Source organism: Aggregatibacter segnis ATCC 33393, from assembly GCF_000185305.1.
GTDB lineage: Bacteria > Pseudomonadota > Gammaproteobacteria > Enterobacterales > Pasteurellaceae > Aggregatibacter > Aggregatibacter segnis.
Genome location: NZ_GL622200.1, coordinates 109,746 through 127,445 on the forward strand (window position 1 = coordinate 109,746; position 17,700 = coordinate 127,445).

General features: G+C 42.6%; 15 protein-coding genes. 11 read left to right on the forward strand and 4 right to left on the reverse strand.

The features are described from left to right. Positions 1–28: 28 nt before the first annotated feature. The gene (locus tag HMPREF9064_RS08820) at positions 29–5,032 is read left to right on the forward strand and encodes a YadA-like family protein (protein WP_005715724.1); all 5,004 of its coding nucleotides are present in this window, start codon (positions 29–31) and stop codon (positions 5,030–5,032) included. A 199-nt stretch (positions 5,033–5,231) separates the two neighbouring features. Further along, positions 5,232–6,053 carry an OmpA family protein gene (locus HMPREF9064_RS08815; RefSeq protein WP_005715726.1) on the forward strand — a complete coding sequence of 274 codons (822 nt, stop codon included), beginning with the start codon at positions 5,232–5,234 and terminating at the stop codon, positions 6,051–6,053. A 135-nt stretch (positions 6,054–6,188) separates the two neighbouring features. On the opposite strand, the gene udp is transcribed toward HMPREF9064_RS08815, so the two are convergent. Beyond that, on the reverse strand, positions 6,189–6,947 hold the full coding sequence (gene udp / locus HMPREF9064_RS08810; RefSeq protein WP_032997738.1) for a uridine phosphorylase: 759 nt from the start codon (positions 6,945–6,947) through the stop codon (positions 6,189–6,191). Between the two features lie 28 nt (positions 6,948–6,975). After that, positions 6,976–7,428, reverse strand: a complete 453-nt coding sequence (asnC, locus tag HMPREF9064_RS08805) for a transcriptional regulator AsnC (protein ID WP_005715729.1) — start codon at positions 7,426–7,428, stop codon at positions 6,976–6,978. Between the two features lie 171 nt (positions 7,429–7,599). Here asnC and asnA point away from each other — a divergent pair, with 171 nt between their 5' ends. Beyond that, entirely contained in the window at positions 7,600–8,592 is a 993-nt protein-coding gene (gene asnA, locus HMPREF9064_RS08800) for an aspartate--ammonia ligase (RefSeq protein WP_005715731.1), read from the forward strand. A gap of 131 nt (positions 8,593–8,723) precedes the next feature. On the opposite strand, the gene dusA is transcribed toward asnA, so the two are convergent. Beyond that, complete coding sequence (dusA, locus tag HMPREF9064_RS08795; RefSeq protein ID WP_005715733.1) at positions 8,724–9,707, reverse strand: tRNA dihydrouridine(20/20a) synthase DusA; 984 nt, start codon at positions 9,705–9,707, stop codon at positions 8,724–8,726. A gap of 2 nt (positions 9,708–9,709) precedes the next feature. Next, a complete protein-coding gene (locus HMPREF9064_RS08790; protein WP_005715735.1) occupies positions 9,710–11,098 on the reverse strand; it encodes a chloride channel protein in 1,389 nt (462 codons plus the stop codon). Between the two features lie 260 nt (positions 11,099–11,358). Here HMPREF9064_RS08790 and HMPREF9064_RS08785 point away from each other — a divergent pair, with 260 nt between their 5' ends. From HMPREF9064_RS08785 to rplW, 8 genes are all read left to right on the forward strand, one after another. Next, the gene (locus HMPREF9064_RS08785) at positions 11,359–12,363 is read left to right on the forward strand and encodes an ornithine carbamoyltransferase (RefSeq protein ID WP_005715736.1); all 1,005 of its coding nucleotides are present in this window, start codon (positions 11,359–11,361) and stop codon (positions 12,361–12,363) included. A gap of 10 nt (positions 12,364–12,373) precedes the next feature. Then, positions 12,374–13,306, forward strand: coding sequence for a carbamate kinase (arcC, locus tag HMPREF9064_RS08780; RefSeq protein WP_005715738.1), 933 nt, complete (start codon positions 12,374–12,376; stop codon positions 13,304–13,306). A 110-nt stretch (positions 13,307–13,416) separates the two neighbouring features. Then, on the forward strand, positions 13,417–14,946 hold the full coding sequence (locus tag HMPREF9064_RS08775; protein WP_005715740.1) for a YfcC family protein: 1,530 nt from the start codon (positions 13,417–13,419) through the stop codon (positions 14,944–14,946). A gap of 95 nt (positions 14,947–15,041) precedes the next feature. Then, positions 15,042–15,509 carry an Lrp/AsnC family transcriptional regulator gene (locus tag HMPREF9064_RS08770; protein WP_005715742.1) on the forward strand — a complete coding sequence of 156 codons (468 nt, stop codon included), beginning with the start codon at positions 15,042–15,044 and terminating at the stop codon, positions 15,507–15,509. Positions 15,510–15,821: 312 nt separating this feature from the next. After that, the gene (gene rpsJ / locus HMPREF9064_RS08765; protein ID WP_001181005.1) at positions 15,822–16,133 is read left to right on the forward strand and encodes a 30S ribosomal protein S10; all 312 of its coding nucleotides are present in this window, start codon (positions 15,822–15,824) and stop codon (positions 16,131–16,133) included. 16 nt (positions 16,134–16,149) lie between these two features. After that, positions 16,150–16,776 (forward strand): 50S ribosomal protein L3, encoded by a 627-nt coding sequence (gene rplC, locus HMPREF9064_RS08760; RefSeq protein WP_005545484.1) that lies wholly within the window; start codon positions 16,150–16,152, stop codon positions 16,774–16,776. A gap of 15 nt (positions 16,777–16,791) precedes the next feature. Beyond that, positions 16,792–17,394 (forward strand): 50S ribosomal protein L4, encoded by a 603-nt coding sequence (rplD, locus tag HMPREF9064_RS08755; protein WP_005556240.1) that lies wholly within the window; start codon positions 16,792–16,794, stop codon positions 17,392–17,394. Next, complete coding sequence (gene rplW, locus HMPREF9064_RS08750; protein ID WP_005701885.1) at positions 17,391–17,693, forward strand: 50S ribosomal protein L23; 303 nt, start codon at positions 17,391–17,393, stop codon at positions 17,691–17,693. Before rplD ends, rplW begins: the two co-directional genes overlap by 4 nt. Positions 17,694–17,700 lie beyond the last annotated feature (7 nt).

The following is a 17,700-nucleotide window of genomic DNA, read 5'->3' on the forward strand; positions in this document are numbered from 1 at the left end:
TGATAAAAACGAGCACATCAATATTGGTGTGGACGCAGGTAAAGATGTTGACGGTCAACTTAATATTGGTATCGGTCAATCTGCCGGCTCAAATGTAAAAGGTAAAGGCAATATCGCACTTGGACAAGGTGCCGGTAAATTCATTGGCGGAGCAAATAACAGTGTTAGTAATAACATTGCTATTGGTACATTAGCAAACTCCTATAACACCCCAACGGATATTGTAGAAAGCGTGGCAATCGGTATGAGTGCGCAGGCGAAAACAAGATCGGTTGCAGTAGGTACAGAAACTAAGGCTACCGGTCTCGACTCTGTTTCTATTGGTAATGGTGCTACGTCTACAGAGTCTGGCGGTGTAGCTATTGGTAATAATGCTGTGGCAAATGGTGAGAGTAATGTGGCATTAGGTCGTTCTTCTGTGGCGAATGATACAGCTGCGACAGGCTACCTTACCGGTACAACATCAACTAAAGTTGTTTCCGTAGGTAAATCTGATCTTTTACGTCGAGTTGTGAATGTGGCTGATGGTGCGGATGATCAAGATGCAGTGACCGTGAAGCAATTAAAAGAAGTGTCTAATGATGTTTTCAATAAAGTAAATTCAAAAATTAATGGTCTTACAGGTGGTGGTGCAGGTATTAACTATGATGCTGCGCCAAGAACCACAACTGAAAACAGCGTTACTTTATCAAAAAATGATGGCAAAAAAACGCTCATTGGTAATGTCGCTGAAGGTACGAAAGACGATGATGCGGTAAACGTACAACAATTAAACAAAGTTGTTGATGCGAATAAAACGCACTATTTCAGTACTAAAAATGCTGCGGCCATAGGTAACTTCAATAATGACGGTGCAAAAGGTGAAAAATCGTTAGCCGTTGGTATGGATGTTCATGCGAATGGAGCAACAAGTGTTGCTGTCGGTAATAATACAAGTGCTGAAGGTCTAGGCTCTATTGCAATCGGTGCGCTTTATAACGGTTCAGCGACATTAGATGACAATGTTGCTCAAACATCGGTTCAAACTGTTGCTAAAAGTAGTACCGGTCAAGGCTTCCTATACAATACGGCGATCGGTGCAGGTTCAAGTACCGAAGGTAATAACTCTGTTGCAATCGGTTCATTAGCCAGAGTATCCACAAAACAGCAAAATATCTCTAGCCCGGATCGTGCAGTAGCGTTAGGTTACTACGCAACAGCATCCGCTTCCAAAGCCATTGCGATTGGTGAACGTGCTACTGCAAATGAATACCAAGGCACTGCATTGGGTAGCCAAGCAACTGCCACTGGTTCAGCATCAAACGCAATCGGTGCGGCTGCATTTGTTGGCGATAAGGGTGTAAACTCTATTGCAATGGGTACAAATCAACGTGTTAATGGTGCTAATTCCGGTAGTATCGGTTACGCAGGTAAATTAGCTTTGACAACGACCGGTCGTAGTTTAGGCGGTACCTATGATCCAAATGCAACCTTAGTAACAGGTGAGGGTACTTATTCTATCGGTAACACCAATAGCGAAATTCTTTCCAACCAATCCGGTGTATTTGGTAATGATAACTTTGTTCAAGCCAAAGAAAATATCCGTGTTGTAGGTAATAGCAATATTATTAGTAAAAACAACCAGACTCCAGTAGGTGGTGGTTCCCCAGTAGCAACATCATTGAAAAATGTCTATGTTACCGGTCATGGTAATAAGGTTGATGTTGGCGTTGCACCGTTAGAAGATAGCAAAAATATTTTTGTAATGGGTGCCGGAAATATTATTGGCGATAGTTCCACTGCGAAAAATATTACCGATACTTACGTAATTGGTACCGGAAATAAAGTGAGCGAGTCAAATGAATTGACCACGACTGATGACCCGTCAGATCCAGCTGCAACCAAAACCAAAATTGGTAAAGGTTATTTCATCTTAGGTAACAACGTTAATGCAACATTGCAAAACTCTGTTTACTTAGGTACAGAATCAGCCTTCATTAATGCAGGTGCGGTATCTTCAGGAAAAGGCAACTACAGTCAGTTTAACTCTGCAGGTTTCCCAGCTTATCAGTACGCAGGTGGCGCACCAGTAGGTGTTGTTACGATTGGTAATGACACTCAAACTCGTCGTCTTCAAGGTGTTGCGGCTGGTTTAGTTGGTCCTCAAAGTACTGACGCAATCAATGGTAGCCAATTGTATGCACACACCCGTCCAATGGGATTTGTTGCGGATAATTCCGGTGCAGAAGGAAAAAATCTTGATGGCTTAGCAATTGATGATACAAGTATCACTATGGCTAAACGTGCTGCCGGACAAGCACTTAAACTTAACGGTGGTGCCAAAGGGGTGCTTTCTGATGAAAATATCGGTACTGTTGTAAATGGTACAAACCAAGTTGATATCAAATTAGCCAAAGAACTGAAAAAATTAACAAGTGCTCAGTTCGGTGATGATAATGCCAATACTACGGTTAATAGTTCAGGTGTAACCATTAAAGATGGTCCAAGCTTTACTAAGAACTCTATCGATGCTAACAATAACAAAATCACTAAAGTGGCAGCTGGTGATGTTAACGCAAACAGTACAGATGCGGTTAATGGTAGCCAATTAAACGAAGTGAAAGAAACCGCTGAAAAAGGCTGGAATCTTACTACGGCTGGATCTGCTGCTACTAAGCATAAGGTTGCACCGGGTACTGATGTCGATATTAGCTCTGCTGATAAAAATATTACTGTAAGTAATAATCAAGGCAACGTAACACTTACATTAAACAAGGATCTTAATCTCACCGAAGATGGAAGCGTTAAAGTTGGTGCTACTAAAGTGACTAAAGATGGTGTCACCATTGAAAATGGTCCAAGTATGACAATTACTAACGGTATCAATGCAGGTGATAAGAAAATCACTAATGTTAAAGCAGGCGAAGCTGATACTGATGCAGTGAATGTTGCTCAGTTGAATGAAGTAAAAAATGCAGCGGCAACAGCAGGTAAAGGTTGGACACTCAGTACAGGTAAAAATGATAACAACAAGTATGTTGTTAAACCTGAGGCTGAGGTCAACATCAGTGGTGATACAAATATCACTGTGACTCATGATCGTGGTAATGTAGAAGTTGCATTAAACAAAAACCTTGATCTTACTAAAGACGGCAGTGTCAAAATTGACCAAACGACCTTGAATAAAGATGGTTTAGCTGTTGGCACCAATGTAAAAGTGACTGACAAAGGGCTAACTGCTGGTGATGTGTCTGTGACAACTGACGGTATCAATGCGGGCAATAAGAAAATCACCAATGTGGCTGATGGCACAATTGTAGCAGACAGTAAAGATGCCGTTAACGGTGGTCAGTTGCATAAAGTGAAAACTGATCTTGAGACTGCGGTTACAGCTGCGAAGACAGAAGTTGAAGCGGGTGAAAATGTTACCGTTACTACTACAACAGGTGCTGGTAAACAGACCATTTACACCGTCTCTGCTAAAGATACTTCAGCCTCTGTTTCAAACGGTTCTGACATGATTAAAGTTGAAGCTGAAGCAGAAGCGAAAAAAGGCACTGTTCATGTAACAAACTATAAAGTTGACTTATCTGACAAAGCTAAAGCCGATATTCAAAAAGGTGTTGATGCTAAAACTAAAGTCGATAATGAAGGTTTAACCTTCGCAACTGATGGTGGCAATACCAACGTACGTAAGTTGGGTGACACAGTTGGTGTGAAAGGCGATAACAATATCACAACAAAAGCCAATGGTAATGATGTTAACGTGACGTTGAACAAAGAGTTGAAAGACTTAACAAGTGCTCAGTTTGTTAAGGATAACGACAGTACTAAGGTTGATAGTCAAGGCGTTACCATCACAGGTGGTCCAAGCATGACTAAGAACGGTATTGCGATGAATGACAAAGCAATTACTGGACTTGCGAGTGGTTTAGATGGTGTTACAGATGTCACTAAAGCACCAGACACTAAACTAAAAAATGCTGTCAATGTTGGTGATTTGAAAACTGTAGCGACAGATGCTTTCGGTTTGAAAGACAAAGCTGGTAACAAGGTTACACAAGACCTAGGTACTACGGCTCAAATTACCGGTGATGACAACATCAATACTAAAGTTGAAGAGCAACCAGTTGATGGTAAGAAAACTGCGAAATTAACAGTTAGCTTAAATAACGAGATTACTCTCGGTGGTACAACTAAGGGTAACCAAGATGGAACTTTAGCGGTGAAAAGTGCTAACGATCAAAACAGCGTTACTTTAAACGGCAAAGACGGTTCTATCGATATTGATGGTGCAGATGCTAAAGGCAAGGTCACTGTTGCTCAAGGTGCAACTGACGTAAATGGTGCAGCGGGTGAGAAGAAAACTCGTATCGTTTACGATGTTGACGGTGGTGCACGTGAATATGTAGCAACTTTAAATGACGGATTAAAATTTGGAGCAAATGACGGTGCAGTTCATAAGGCCCCACTTAATACTCAAGTCGATATTAAAGGTGCTGCAACAAACACGGATTGGACTAAATTTGATGGCGGTAGCAATATTATGACCAAAGTCGAAGGAAACACCGTGACTGTAGGCTTGGCAAAAGATGTTAATGTCAATAGCGTTACTGCAACTGAACACGTGACTGTTGGTGGTACTACCAAAATCACCAATGATGGCGTAACCATTCAAGATGGTCCAAGCATGACGAAGAGCAATGGTATCGACGCCAGCAATATGACCATCAAAAATGTTGCACCAGGCGTGAACAATACCGATGCAGCGAATGTTGGACAATTACGCATTCTTGAAGGCAAGGTTAACCGTGTTGACAGAAATCTGCGTGCCGGTGTAGCAGGTGCTAACGCAGCGGCATCTTTACCGCAAGCTTACTTGCCGGGTAAAAACATGGTTGCTGTTTCTGCCGGTACTTACCGTGGTGAAGGCGCGATTGCATTAGGTGTATCCCGCGTTTCTGATAACGGTAAAGTTGTGGTGAAATTGACTGGTAACAGCGACACCCGTGGCAACTTTGGTGCTGGTGTAGGTGCGGGCTACCAATGGTAATACCGTTCGCTTAATGAAAATAGGGAAGCGATATAGCTTTCCTATTTTTTGAAGGCATACCAAGGTGAATTTCACGATAAAAATCGACCGCACTTTTATGTGCAATCCGGTTAAATAATGTGATTTCCCTTGGTAACCAAAGAGAAGCAACCCAAGGTTGAAACAAACAACTATTTTATGAATTCTACGAGGTGAAGAGATGACCTTAGCAAAAATGTTATTATCAACTATCGCTGCAACTATGTTGGTTGCTTGCGGTAACTTAAGTCACGTATCTAAAGATGGCGCACCGGTGGAGAACACCCAATTAGTGTGGCCTAAAGTTGAAGATTCCACATTTAATCATGACGGCAGCCAATACGGTTCTTGGCCGAACTGGGATAACGTTCGCATGATTGAAAAAGGCATGAATAAAGATCAACTTTATTATTTGATCGGTCGCCCGCATTTTGCGGAAGGCTTATTCGGCGTGCGCGAATGGGATTACGTGTTTAACTACCGTGAAAACGGTGCAAATAAAGTATGCCAATTTAAAGTATTGTTCGATTCTGAGATGAACGCACAAAATTTCTATTGGTATCCAAACGGCTGTAACAGCAACTATTCTTTCAGTTTGTCCGGCGATTTCTTGTTTGATTTTAACAAGGACACATTGACTGCACAAGGTGTAGAAGTGATTGACAATATTGCACAGCAGTTAAAATCTGCTAAAGCAAAAGAAGTCACTGTTGACGGCTATACCGATCGCTTAGGTTCTGATCGTTATAATTTAGCTTTATCACAACGTCGTGCAGACCGCGTGAAAGCGCGTTTAGCTGAATTAGGCTTAAAAGCGCACATCGTAGCTATCGGACACGGTAAAGCAAATCAAGTGAAAGCTTGTGATGGCAGTGGTCAAGCACTAAAAGATTGCTTAGCACCTAACCGTCGAGTAGAGATTTCCTCTTCCGGTTCGTTGGTAAAAGCCGAAGGCACGAAAACGATGGGTAAAACAGGTCCTGCACCGTTATACTCAAAATAAAATGCTAAAAAAAGCCTCTTAACGGAGGCTTTTTTATTGCCATTGATTTGATACAGACAATAAAAAGAGCGGTCGAAATTCATGGTGTTTTTCGACCGCTCTTTTTATGCGATAAGCCCTGGTGACTTACGTCAATTATACTAACAAGCCTGCCGCTTTCACTACCACATGAATGGCGGTTTCTTCCGTGGATTGAATCGTCGCCTCATTCGGGATTTCTTGTTGGGTGCGGTTGACGATAGCACCTGCGATCATGCCGGCACGCAAACCCAGTGCGGAGCACATGGTGAACAAGGTGGCAGATTCCATTTCGTAGTTCATTACGTTCAATTCTTGCCATTGTTTTAATGAACCTTGGAAATGACGACAAATTTTGCCGGTGTAGGTGTCATAACGTTCTTGTCCCGGGTAGAAAGTGTCGGAAGAGGCGGTGATACCCACATGGACGGCATCGCCGACTTCTTCTTTGGCGACTTTGTAAAGGGCTTCGGTACATTCAAAGTTTGCTACCGCCGGATATTCCAATGGGGCGAAATGGCGGCTGGCGCCATCGAGACGTACAGCACCGGTTGTCACTAATAAATCACCGACGTTAATGTGCGGTTGGATGGCGCCGGTTGTACCGATACGTAAGAAAGTACGCACACCGAGTTGGGCTAGTTCTTCTACCGCGATGGAAACGGACGGGCCGCCAATACCGGTGGAACATACGACCACCGCGTGTTCCTCAATATAGCCGAGCCAAGAGGTAAATTCGCGGGTGGAGGCGAGGAATTTTGGGCGATCTAATAAGCGTGCAATGCGTTCCACACGCTCCGGCGCGCCCGGGACGATGGCTAATTGAGCCCCATCTAACATGGCTTTCGTTAAGCCAAGGTGAAAGACTTCTGACATAACATCCTCCTTTCTTGTTCTTTGTTTTTTACGGTTTAATATCACGCAAAATCGGATTCTGCATGGAAATTAAGGTTTCTGTGGATTGAATCTCATCGATTAATTGAATTTTTGCCGACAAGACTAAATGCAGTTCGGCAATCGTGTGCGTCATGACTTTAATGAAAATGGAATAATTGCCGGTGGTGTAATAGGCTTCCACCACTTCATCAATGGCTTCCAGCTTTTTGATCACCTTGTCGTAATCTTTTGCCGATTTCAAAATAATGCCAATGAAACCGCAAACATCATAACCTAGTTTGCGTTCATTGATTTTCACTTTTGTCCCTTCAATAATGCCTGACTGGCGCATTTTTTCCACCCGAACATGAATGGTGCCGGGGCTAACACCAAAATTTTTCGCCATTTCTGCATAAGGGGTTCGGGCATCTTTGGTTAATACACGCAATATTTGTTGATCTAAATTGTCGATATTGTGCATAACACACTCCTTTGTTTTAAAAACTCTAAATAATTATATTATTTTTTAGATGTTATTTAAATAATGATGAAGTTTCTTTAATTCTGGCTAAATTGTGTTGCATTAACCCTAAAGAATGGGGAGAATCTACCGCATTCATGTAGAAACGTTAAATAATATAGGGTAAAAACAATGAAAAAGACATTTATTTTGCAACAACAAGAGATTAGTTTTGTAAAAAATACATTTACTCAAAACCTCATCGAGCAATTAGGCATCATCGAAGTTCAAGGCCCAATCTTAAGTCAGGTTGGTAATGGCATGCAAGATAACCTTTCCGGTATTGAAAAAGCGGTTCAAGTGCATGTAAAACAAATCCCAAATGCGGTGTTTGAAGTGGTTCACTCTTTGGCAAAATGGAAACGTCATACATTAGCCCGTTTTCATTTTAGAGAAGGCGAAGGCTTGTTTGTACATATGAAAGCGTTGCGTCCGGACGAAGATTCGTTAGATGCGACCCACTCCGTTTATGTGGACCAATGGGACTGGGAGAAAGTGATTCCGGAAGGTCGTCGCAATTTCGCCTATTTAAAAGAAACCGTGAATTCGATTTATCGTGCGATTCGCTTAACAGAATTGGCGGTGGAAGCCCGTTTTGATATTCCATCCGTGCTACCAAAACACATTACTTTCGTACACAGTGAAGACCTCGTGAAACGTTATCCAAACATGAGCGGCAAAGAGCGTGAAAATGCGATCTGTAAAGAATACGGTGCAGTTTTCTTAGTCGGTATCGGCGGTAAATTGTCTGACGGCAAGCCACACGATGGACGTGCGCCGGATTACGATGACTGGACAACAGAGTCAGAAAACGGCTACAAAGGCTTGAACGGTGATATTTTGGTTTGGAACGACCAACTTGGCAAAGCGTTTGAACTATCTTCTATGGGGATTCGTGTAGATGAAGCGGCGTTACGTTTACAAGTGAGTTTAACCGGTGATGAAGACCGTCTAAATATGGATTGGCACCAAGAATTATTGCAAGGCAAATTGCCGTTAAGTATTGGTGGCGGTATCGGTCAATCTCGTTTGGCAATGTTGTTATTACGTAAAAAACATATCGGTGAAGTGCAATCCAGCGTTTGGCCGAAAGAAATGTTAGAAGAATATCAACATATTCTGTAATAGATGAAAAAGTGCGGTGGATTTGAAAAACGTTTTTTTAATCCACCGCACTTTTTTTGTTCTATAACTGATTTACTGATGGCACGCATTTTCTCATGCGTGCTTTTTTACATCTAAAACTGACCGCACTTTTACTCTTCTACAAACCCTAATGCGGTTTCTACCACGTCAATGCCGGCGCCGGCTTTGTAGGCGTTTTCGCTTAAATAACGACGCCATTGGCGTGCGCCTTTGCAGTGTTGGAAGGCACCGAGCATGTGGCGCACGATATGATTCAGATAGACGCCTTGGCTGAGTTGCTGTTCGATGTATGGAAACATGTTTTCCACCGCTTGGCGTGGGGTGATAATCGGGGCATTTGCGTCAAACAATGTGTGATCGATATGACCGAGCAATGCGGGATTTTGATAGGCTTCGCGCCCCACCATGACACCATCTACATACTTCAAGTGCTGTTGCATTTCTTCAGTGGTTTTAATGCCACCGTTGATGCTGATGAGCAAATGGGGAAAATCCTGTTTTAGTTGATACACACGTTCGTAATTTAGCGGCGGAATTTCACGATTTTGTTTCGGGCTTAAACCGGATAACCACGCTTTACGGGCATGCACGATAAATTCCTGACAGCCGGCTTGGTGTACTTTTTGGACAAAATCACATAGAAAATCATAGCTGTCAAAATCATCAATGCCGATGCGGGTTTTTACGGTGACGGGAATGTGCACCGCACTTTGCATTTGTTGTACGCACTCTGCAACCAGTTCCGCGTTTGCCATTAAACACGCACCGAACATACCGTTTTGTACACGATCGGATGGGCAACCTACGTTCAAATTGATTTCTTGGTAACCACGCTGTTGCGCTAATTGAGCGCAATGTTGAAGTTGTTCCGGATCGCTGCCGCCCAGTTGCAACGCCACCGGGTTTTCTGCCGTATCAAAATCAAGGTGATCATATTTGGCATGAATGATGGCTTGGGTGGTCACCATTTCCGTATAAAGCAAGGCGTGCCGGGAAAATTGGCGGTGGAAATAACGGCAATGGCGCGTTGTCCAATCCAGCATGGGCGCGACGGCAAAGCGTCCTCGGTAAAAGTGCGGTTGATTTTGGGACATTTTTATGGGTTTTCCTTCATGTCTTTTTGCGTTTCTTCTTTTATCCGCTGGCGGAAACGCCCTGCCGCCATGTGATAAAACGGCTTCGGATTAAATTGGCGTGAAATAATGGAGGAAATCAGGCAGCAAATCAATAGCCAAATCAATACGGGTTGGCAGCCGGTCATTTCCATCACGATAACGCTGGCGGTGACCGGTGATTGGGTCGCACCTGCGAGAAATGCTGCCATACATAACAACACCAGCAAACGCTGGTCGACTGAACCGTCAGTAAAGGCAGCCACTTGCACGCCAAGCCCAGCCCCGATGGTGAGTGCCGGGGTGAAAATACCGCCGGCAATGCCCGTCCAATATGTGCCTACTGTGGCGAACAGTTTCATGATGCCAATGTCGCTTTGTACCGCTTGTCCATCAAGAGCTTGGGTGACAACTTGGTAGCCGGTGCCGTAAGTTTGTCCATTGGTGTAAACGCCAAGTGCGGTCAATATTAATCCTAAAATAATGGCGGTGAAAATAGGGTGCTTGCGTATCCAATGGCGACAGAAAGGGAAGGTTCCGGCTGCGCCTTTGATTAACAAACGGCCGAAAATTCCTCCGCTGACACCACTTACCGCACCACAAACTAAAACCCATAAACATAAATAAGGCATATCGGTGACACCTTGATATGTTGGGAAATAGGGGTTGTTGCCTTCAATCGCCACCAAAATAAAACCAGCCGCGAGTACGCCTAACAATACGCGTCGTTCCCAGCGCAATAGCACACCACGTCCCAATTCCTCTATGGCAAAAATAACGCCGGCTAAAGGCGCATTAAATGCAGCAGCAAGGCCACCGGCCGCCCCGGTTGCCATCAGTTCATTAGCACTCAATCCATTAAATGCCACGCCGTATTTTCGGCATAAGTTACCCCACCATAACATCACGGCAGCACCGATTTGCACGGAAGGCCCTTCCCGTCCAACGGAGGCGCCGATAAGCATCGCTAAAAATGTCAGTGGAATTTTCCATAGAGTTTGTCCAAAGGCGACTAAACGGTTTTTATTGGCGTGATGGGGCAGGCTAAGCGAGGCAATGACTTGCGGAATGCCGCTGCCACCGACATAAGGCGTGTATTTGGCGATGAACCAGGTTAATAACGCCAAACCGCAGGGCAAGATAAACCAAACGGCAATCGGATATTGTTGTGTCCAATGGGCGTTCCATTCCAAGCCCAAATCCGCAAGTTTGGCAAAGCCAAGGGAAAACAGCGAGACCAAGCTGGCGCCGATCAGTAAACAGGTAAATTCGAGGGTTTTATGGGAGATTCGATAGGTTTGACGTAATTTCTTGTGTAAAACATACCGCACTTTAATGGCGTTATGACGTAAAAAAAGAAGCACAGTGTTCATGATGAGATTAATGTTGGGTGATGAGGTTAAAATTTTTTCACATAGAAAATTTTTTGTTCGAATTTTATACCAATAAAAAGTCCTTTGTTAGAAATTTGTTCAAAATCTTTACATTACGAGCCGAAATTCGACACGATATTCACTTGCCTTTCTTTTAGAATAAAGACGTTCGCAAGGAGTAGGTTGTATGTCGAATAAATAGTTTGTGAATAGCTTGGCTATTCGGATTAAGTCAATAAACAAAAATCAAGGAGATTATTATGGCTTTCAATCTTAAAAACAGACACTTATTAAGTCTTGTTAATCACTCAGAACGTGAAATCAAATATTTATTAGATTTATCCAGAGACTTAAAAAGAGCAAAATATGCCGGTACCGAACAACAAAAATTAAAAGGCAAAAATATTGCGCTAATTTTTGAAAAAACCTCCACCCGTACCCGTTGTGCTTTTGAAGTCGCTGCTTATGACCAAGGCGCCCAAGTCACTTACATCGATCCAAACTCATCTCAAATTGGCCACAAAGAAAGTATGAAAGACACTGCCCGCGTATTAGGCAGAATGTATGACGCCATTGAATATCGTGGTTTCAAACAAGAAATTGTGGATGAATTAGCAGAATATGCCGGTGTGCCGGTATTCAATGGTTTAACTGACGAGTTCCACCCAACACAAATGTTGGCGGACGTGTTAACCATGATTGAAAACTGCGATAAACCATTAAGTGAAATCAAATATGTGTATATCGGTGATGCGCGCAACAACATGGGTAACTCCTTGTTATTAATCGGTGCTAAATTGGGTATGGATGTACGCATTTGCGGACCGAAAGCCTTATTACCGGATGCAGAATTAGTGGACATGTGCGAAAAATTTGCAAAACAAAGTGGCGCACGCATTACGGTAACCGATGATATTGATAAAGCTGTCAAAGGCGTTGATTTCGTGCACACCGACGTATGGGTTTCCATGGGTGAGCCATTAGAAACCTGGGGCGAACGCATTAAATTATTATTACCGTATCAAGTCACTCCTGAATTGATGAAACGCACCGGCAATCCGCGTGTGAAATTCATGCACTGCTTGCCGGCATTCCACAACAGCGAAACCAAAGTGGGCCGCCAAATTGCAGAAAAATACCCTGAATTAGCAAATGGTATTGAAGTAACCGAAGATGTCTTTGAGTCGCCAATGAATGTGGCCTTTGAGCAAGCGGAAAACCGCATGCACACCATTAAAGCCGTACTTTATTCCAGCTTAATTTAAGAGGTGGTATATGAGAATTGTTATTGCATTGGGTGGAAATGCCTTGTTGCGTCGCGGCGAGCCGCTCACCGCTGAGAACCAGCGATTAAACGTGCGTATCGCTTGTGAACAAATTGCGAAGATTTATCCAAACAATGAGTTGGTTATCGCGCATGGCAATGGTCCACAAGTAGGTTTATTAGCATTACAAAGTGCAGCCTATAAAGAAGTGCCTCCTTATCCGTTAGATGTATTGGGGGCAGAATCTGTGGGTATGATTGGTTACATGATTGAACAAGAATTAGGTAACTTAGTGCCGTTTGAAGTGCCGTTCGCTACATTGCTATCACAAGTAGAAGTGGATATTAATGACCCGGCATTTAAGAACCCAACTAAACCAATCGGTCCGGTGTATTCCAAAGAAGAAGCCGAACGCTTGGCAAAAGAGAAAAACTGGACCATTGCACAAGATGGTGATAAATATCGTCGCGTGGTGCCAAGTCCGTTACCAAAACGCATTTTTGAAATCAACCCGGTGAAATGGTTGTTGGAAAAAGGCAGTATCGTGATTTGCGCCGGTGGTGGCGGTATCCCTACTTACTACGATGAGCAACATAATTTGCGCGGCGTAGAAGCGGTTATCGATAAAGACTTATGTTCTGCACTACTTGCCGATAATCTGGAAGCAGATTTATTCATTATTGCGACTGATGTGTCAGCAACCTTTGTAGATTGGGGCAAACCAACACAAAAAGCTATCGCATCAGCACCGCCGGATGAAATTGAAAAAATGGGCTTTGCCGCCGGTTCTATGGGACCAAAAGTACAGGCTGCAGTAAATTTCGCACGTAGTACGGGTAAAGATGCCGTGATTGGATCACTTTCTGATATCGTTGATATTGTGAAAGGTAAAGCCGGCACACGTATCACGAATAAAGTGAAAGAAATTTCTTATTATTCATAATAATAAACTCACTTTGAGTATTTTAGCAGTTCAAAGTAGAATGTGCGGTCGGCATGGTTGATGAATGATTATGCCGATCTGCTAACTTCGATATTGACGAGGAGTCTGCTATGGAAGCGTCTAATAAAAAAAAGGTCTTTAATTTCCCATCAGCGTTCACGATTTTATTCTTCATTTTAATCCTTGCGGTGGGATTAACATGGGTTATTCCTTCCGGTTCCTATTCTAAGTTGACCTATAATATGACTGAAAAAGTCTTTGTAGTAAAAGCTTATGGTGAGCAAGATAAAACCTATCCTGCTACGGAAGAAACCTTAAATAATCTTAATATCAAAATTAAACTCTCCAATTTCACCGAAGGTGTGATCAAAAAACCGATTGCCATTCCGGGCACTTATCAACGTATTGAACAACATTACAAAGGTATCAAAGATATCCCTATCAGCATGGTAGAAGGAACCATCGAAGCGGTAGATGTCATGGTGTTCATCTTCGTGTTGGGCGGTATGATCGGTGTGATTAACAGAACGGGCTCATTTAACGCAGGGCTCATGGCGTTGGCACGGCGCACGAAAGGCAATGAATTTATGATTGTATTTAGTGTTTCCGTGTTGATGGTGTTAGGCGGTACAACTTGCGGTATCGAAGAAGAAGCCGTTGCGTTTTACCCTATCTTGGTACCGGTATTTTTGGCGCTGGGGTATGATGCAATCATCTGTGTTGGTGCAATCTTCTTGGCTTCCTCCATGGGGACAGCGTTTTCCACAATTAATCCATTCTCAGTGGTTATTGCGTCTAATGCGGCCGGTATTCAATTTACCGAAGGGATTGGATTCCGTGCCATTGGTCTCTTGTTAGGGGCAACTTGCGTGATTTCTTACTTATATTGGTATGGTAAGAAAGTAAAAGCGGATCCGAGTTTTTCCTATACTTATGAAGATAGAGAAGAGTTTTATCATCGTTATATGAAAAACTTTGACCCAAATACCGTGCTTGAATTTACCTTAAGAAGAAAACTTATCTTAATCCTCTTCTGTATTGCTTTCCCAATCATGATTTGGGGGGTAATGGCAGGCGGTTGGTGGTTCCCTCAAATGGCAGCTTCTTTCTTGTCAATCACGATTATCATCATGTTTATCAGTGGCTTGAAAGAAAAAGATATTGTGGAATCCTTTACCGAAGGGGCTTCCGAATTGGTCGGTGTATCTTTGATTATCGGTTTGGCGCGTGGTGTAAACTTAGTGCTTGAACAAGGTATGATTTCTGACACCATTTTGGACTATATGTCTAACCTTGTAAGTGGTATGCCGGGTAGCGTCTTTATTCTTGGTCAATTAGTGGTCTTCATCTTCCTAGGCCTTATCGTACCATCTTCTTCCGGTTTGGCAGTGCTTTCCATGCCAATTATGGCACCGCTTGCGGACGCAGTGGGTATTCCGCGGGACATCGTGGTTTCTGCCTATAACTGGGGTCAATACGCCATGTTGTTCTTGGCACCGACCGGTTTGGTGTTGGTGACATTACAAATGTTGCACATTCCATTTAATAAATGGGTGAAATTTGTGATGCCGATGATTGGCTGCTTATTGGTCATCGGGGCAATCCTGCTGGTTGTTCAAGTCTCCTTATATAGCGTTTAACATCAATTTTAATAAAGGCCACCTATATCACAGTTTTTAATAGGTGGCCTTGTTATAATGCGCACGCATTTTCTTTCCTAAAAAAGGGATTTTTTATGTTTAAGAAATTATTCGATAACATTGATACGCGCATTTTAAAGGCTTTACAGCGCAACGGGCGCTTACAAAATAATGAGCTCGCCAAAGAAATCGGGCTGTCAAATTCTGCTTGCTTGCGTCGAGTAAACCATTTAGAAGAAAGCGGTGTAATCGATGGTTATACGGCGTTATTGAATCCTAAAAAATTAAACCGCAATTTGCTTGTTTATGTGCAGGGTACATTTTTTGAAGAAGATCCTGCCCTCAAAGAGCGGTTCATTTTTGAAGTGAAATTGATTCCGCAAATCACAGAATGTCATTTGATGGCGGGAAGTTATGATTTTATTTTAAAAATGTTGGTATCCGATTTGGATGAATTTCACGCCATAAAAACCAAATATTTAACCAAAGAGATCGGCATTAAAACGTTAAAGTCAGAAGTATCGCTAAAAACCATTAAATCTACTACCGAATTGCCGTTGTAATTCGCTTTTTCATCAATAAAGTGCGGTCGTTTTAGAAAACGTTTTTGAAATTCACCGCACTTTATTGATGTAAAAAGTAAGAAAAGGCTTGCAGTGAAGACGAGGTTTTAGTAGAATTCACGGGCTTTAATTATAGAAGCCGTTTAATGTAATCATTTATTAAACGGGTATTACGATATGTAATACTAACAATGTCTCCGATTTGGGGACTATATAACAGGTAGCTTGCACCTCCTTTTCTTGTTGTTTTGATGTAAGAATTGTGATGGTGTTAGTTTTTTTATTAGCTAAATTTATTGGAGCTCTGGTCTCATGCAGAACCAAAGAATCCGTATCCGCCTTAAAGCGTTTGATCATCGTTTGATCGATCAATCCACAGCGGAGATCGTTGAAACAGCTAAACGTACCGGTGCGCAAGTGCGTGGTCCGATTCCTTTACCAACTCGTAAAGAGCGTTTCACAGTATTGATTTCTCCACACGTAAATAAAGATGCGCGTGACCAATATGAAATCCGTACTCACAAACGTTTAGTTGATATTGTTGAGCCAACAGAAAAAACTGTTGATGCTTTAATGCGTTTAGACTTGGCTGCCGGCGTTGACGTGCAGATCAGCCTAGGTTAATTAAGAGGTTATTACAATGATTGGTTTAGTCGGTCGTAAAGTCGGTATGACCCGTATCTTCAATGAAGATGGTGTGTCTGTACCGGTTACCGTTATCGAAATCGAAGCCAACCGCGTAACTCAAGTTAAAACTCTTGAAAACGATGGCTATACTGCAGTTCAAGTTACCACTGGCTCTAAAAAAGCAAGTCGTGTAACGAAGCCTGAAGCGGGCCATTTCGTGAAAGCTGGCGTTGAAGCTGGTCGCGGTTTATGGGAATTTCGTACTGAAGGTGAAGAATTCACTTTAGGTCAAGAAATTAACGTTGACATCTTTGCAGATGTTAAAAAAGTTGATGTTACCGGTACTTCTAAAGGTAAAGGTTTCCAAGGTGGTGTTAAACGTTGGAACTTCCGTACTCAAGATGCTACCCACGGTAACTCTTTATCACATCGTGTTCTCGGTTCTATTGGTCAAAACCAAACTCCGGGTCGTGTGTTTAAAGGTAAAAAAATGGCAGGGCACTTAGGTAATGAACGTGTAACCGTTCAATCCCTTGAAGTTGTTCGTGTAGATGCTGAGCGTAAATTGTTATTAGTAAAAGGTGCCGTTCCTGGTGCTACTGGTAGCGATGTTATCGTTAAGCCGGCAGTTAAAGCATAGGTCTAGGAGATAGAGATGGAATTACAAGTTGTTGGTGCTAATGCACTCACTGTTTCTGAAACTACCTTCGGCCGTGAGTTTAACGAAGCGTTGATTCACCAAGTTGTTGTTGCTTATGCAGCAGGTGCTCGTCAAGGTTCTCGTGCACAAAAAACTCGTGCTGAAGTGTCCGGTTCAGGTAAAAAACCTTGGCGTCAAAAAGGTACAGGTCGTGCTCGTTCCGGTGATATCAAATCACCAATTTGGCGTTCTGGTGGTGTGACTTTCGCAGCGAAACCACAAGATCACAGCCAAAAAGTGAACAAGAAAATGTACCGCGGTGCAATCAAGAGCATTCTTTCCGAGCTTGTTCGTCAAGATCGTTTAGTTGTTGTTGATAAATTTGAAATTGATGCACCAAAAACCAAAGTATTAGTACAAAAATTAAAAGAATTAGCACTTGAAGATGTGTTAATCATCACAGCAAGTTTAGATGAAAATCTATTCTTGGCAGCACGCAACTTATACAAAGTAGATGTTCGTGATGCTCAAGGTATCGATCCGGTAAGTTTAATTGCTTTCGATAAAGTAGTTGTAACTGTGGATGCTGTGAAGCAAATTGAGGAGATGTTAGCATGAGTCAAGAACGTTTGCTAAAAGTGCTTAAAGCACCACATGTCTCTGAGAAAGCAACAAATAACGCTGAGAAGTCAAACACAATCGTTTTCAAAGTCGCTTTAGATGCGAATAAAGTAGAAATTGCTAATGCAGTAGAGCAACTTTTTGAAGTGAAAGTGGATTCTGTTCGTACCGTTGTGGTGAAAGGTAAAACTAAACGCCGTGGTGCTAAGATGGGACGTCGCAGTGACTGGAAAAAAGCTTATGTTACACTTCAAGAAGGACAATCTTTGGACTTCGTTGAAGGCGCAGCAGAGTAATTACGGA

Excerpts from the sequence above, each read along its gene's own strand:
- asnC (WP_005715729.1), bottom strand. The coding sequence starts at position 7,428 with ATGCACAATATCGACAATTTAGATCAACAAATATTGCGTGTATTAACC.
- rpsJ (WP_001181005.1), top strand. The coding sequence starts at position 15,822 with ATGCAGAACCAAAGAATCCGTATCCGCCTTAAAGCGTTTGATCATCGT.
- rplD (WP_005556240.1), top strand. The coding sequence starts at position 16,792 with ATGGAATTACAAGTTGTTGGTGCTAATGCACTCACTGTTTCTGAAACT.
- HMPREF9064_RS08785 (WP_005715736.1), top strand. The coding sequence starts at position 11,359 with ATGGCTTTCAATCTTAAAAACAGACACTTATTAAGTCTTGTTAATCAC.
- HMPREF9064_RS08790 (WP_005715735.1), bottom strand. The coding sequence starts at position 11,098 with ATGAACACTGTGCTTCTTTTTTTACGTCATAACGCCATTAAAGTGCGG.
- arcC (WP_005715738.1), top strand. The coding sequence starts at position 12,374 with ATGAGAATTGTTATTGCATTGGGTGGAAATGCCTTGTTGCGTCGCGGC.
- HMPREF9064_RS08770 (WP_005715742.1), top strand. The coding sequence starts at position 15,042 with ATGTTTAAGAAATTATTCGATAACATTGATACGCGCATTTTAAAGGCT.
- HMPREF9064_RS08775 (WP_005715740.1), top strand. The coding sequence starts at position 13,417 with ATGGAAGCGTCTAATAAAAAAAAGGTCTTTAATTTCCCATCAGCGTTC.
- asnA (WP_005715731.1), top strand. The coding sequence starts at position 7,600 with ATGAAAAAGACATTTATTTTGCAACAACAAGAGATTAGTTTTGTAAAA.
- dusA (WP_005715733.1), bottom strand. The coding sequence starts at position 9,707 with ATGTCCCAAAATCAACCGCACTTTTACCGAGGACGCTTTGCCGTCGCG.
- udp (WP_032997738.1), bottom strand. The coding sequence starts at position 6,947 with ATGTCAGAAGTCTTTCACCTTGGCTTAACGAAAGCCATGTTAGATGGG.
- rplC (WP_005545484.1), top strand. The coding sequence starts at position 16,150 with ATGATTGGTTTAGTCGGTCGTAAAGTCGGTATGACCCGTATCTTCAAT.
- HMPREF9064_RS08815 (WP_005715726.1), top strand. The coding sequence starts at position 5,232 with ATGACCTTAGCAAAAATGTTATTATCAACTATCGCTGCAACTATGTTG.
- rplW (WP_005701885.1), top strand. The coding sequence starts at position 17,391 with ATGAGTCAAGAACGTTTGCTAAAAGTGCTTAAAGCACCACATGTCTCT.